Source organism: Dactylosporangium sp. NPDC050688 (assembly GCF_040654515.1).
Classification (GTDB): domain Bacteria; phylum Actinomycetota; class Actinomycetes; order Mycobacteriales; family Micromonosporaceae; genus Dactylosporangium.
Genome location: NZ_JBFAIC010000183.1, coordinates 1 through 1,521 on the forward strand (window position 1 = coordinate 1; position 1,521 = coordinate 1,521).

A 1,521-nucleotide genomic window follows, 5' to 3' on the forward strand; every position below is an offset into this window, starting at 1 on the left:
AGTGCAAGGGCCTCCGGGCCGCGCCGGCTGACCAGCACGATCCTGGCCGCACCCTCCGCGGCGAGCCACCTCGCGACATGCCCACCGAGGGCACCCGTGCCGCCGGTCACCAGCACCGTCCCCGACGGCGTCCACCCGGTGGTCACCGTGGCCCGGATGAGGCGCCGCCCATGAGCGACGCCGCCGCGGAACATCACCTGATCCTCGACACCACCGAGCACCGCCGGCAGCAACGCCGGGTCAGCGTCAGCGAGGTCGATCAGGCCGCCCCAACGGTCCGGATGCTCCAGGGCAACGACCCGGCCGAGACCCCAGATCGCACGCTGCACCGGGTCGGTGGCCGCACCCCGGGTCACACACCACAACGGCGCGTCGACAGCCACGGTCTGCACCATCGTGAGCGCCTCGGCGGCGTCCGTGGGCAGCGCCACCACCCCGGCGAACGGCCCCTCCCGCGGACCGTCTTCGGCGACCGTGTCCGCGCCCGCCGCTCGTAGGGCCGCCGCGACAGCATCGGAGCCGCCGCCGAGCACCAGCCACCGGCCGGTGAGCTTCGGGTCGCGGGGTGGCAGCGGCACCCACTCGTCACGGTAGAGCCAACCATCCACAGTGGACTTGCCATGGCGCCACCTCGTGAGGGCATCAAGGTCGCCGGCTTCAACGGCGGCCCAGAACTCGCTGTCGGGTTGCGCGCGGTGGCGGACCGTCGGCCAGTACCGCTGCCGCTGGAACGGGTACGTGGGCAGCTCGACCCGGCGCCCGCCGGAGAGCAGCAGCGTCCAGTCCGGGGACCAGCCCGCGACGTAGGCCCGGGCGACAGCGGTCATCAAGGTGAGCGGCTCATCCCGGCCCTTGCGCATCGCCGGGATACCGTCGACCAGCGCGGACAGCACCCCATCGGGTCCGACTTCCAGGAACTTCGTCACGCCCTTGGCACGGAGCGCCTCGATCGCGTCGGCGAACCGGACCGTCCCCCGCACCTGGTCCAACCAGTAGTCCGGGTCCGTCACGTCCCCGGTCGACGTGGTCGCGATCGGGATCACCGGCGGGTTGAACGTCACCGAGTTGAGTACGTCGCGGAACGCCGCCAGCATGCCGTCCATCCGCGCCGAGTGGAACGCATGGCTCACCCGCAACTGCTTCGTCTTGGCGAACCGCGCGGCAACGTTGATGACCGCTTCCTCGTCGCCGGAGACCACGATCGCGTCGGGGCCGTTGACCGCGGCGATCTCCGCACCGTCGACCAGCACGTTGCGCACGTCTGCCTCGGCCGCCTGGACCGCCACCATCGCGCCGCCCGGGGGCAGCGCCTGCATCAGGCGGCCCCGGGCCTCAACCACCTTGCAGGCGTCCTCCAGGGACCAGACCCCGGCCACGTGCGCTGCCGCCAGCTCACCGATCGAATGGCCGACCAGGTGATCCGGCTGCAGACCCCACGACTCCAACAGCCGGAACAGCGCCACCTCGACCGCGAACAACGCCGGCTGCGTCCACCGCGTCTCGTCCAACTCGGCGCCCTCG

Annotated in this window: 1 protein-coding gene; it reads right to left on the reverse strand. The window is 72.1% G+C overall.

Annotated features, from left to right (window positions below; genetic code table 11):
- Positions 1-1,508: acyltransferase domain-containing protein (locus AB0H83_RS51855; protein WP_360111482.1), on the reverse strand; the 1,508-nt coding region annotated here is incomplete at its 3' end.
- Positions 1,509-1,521 lie beyond the last annotated feature (13 nt).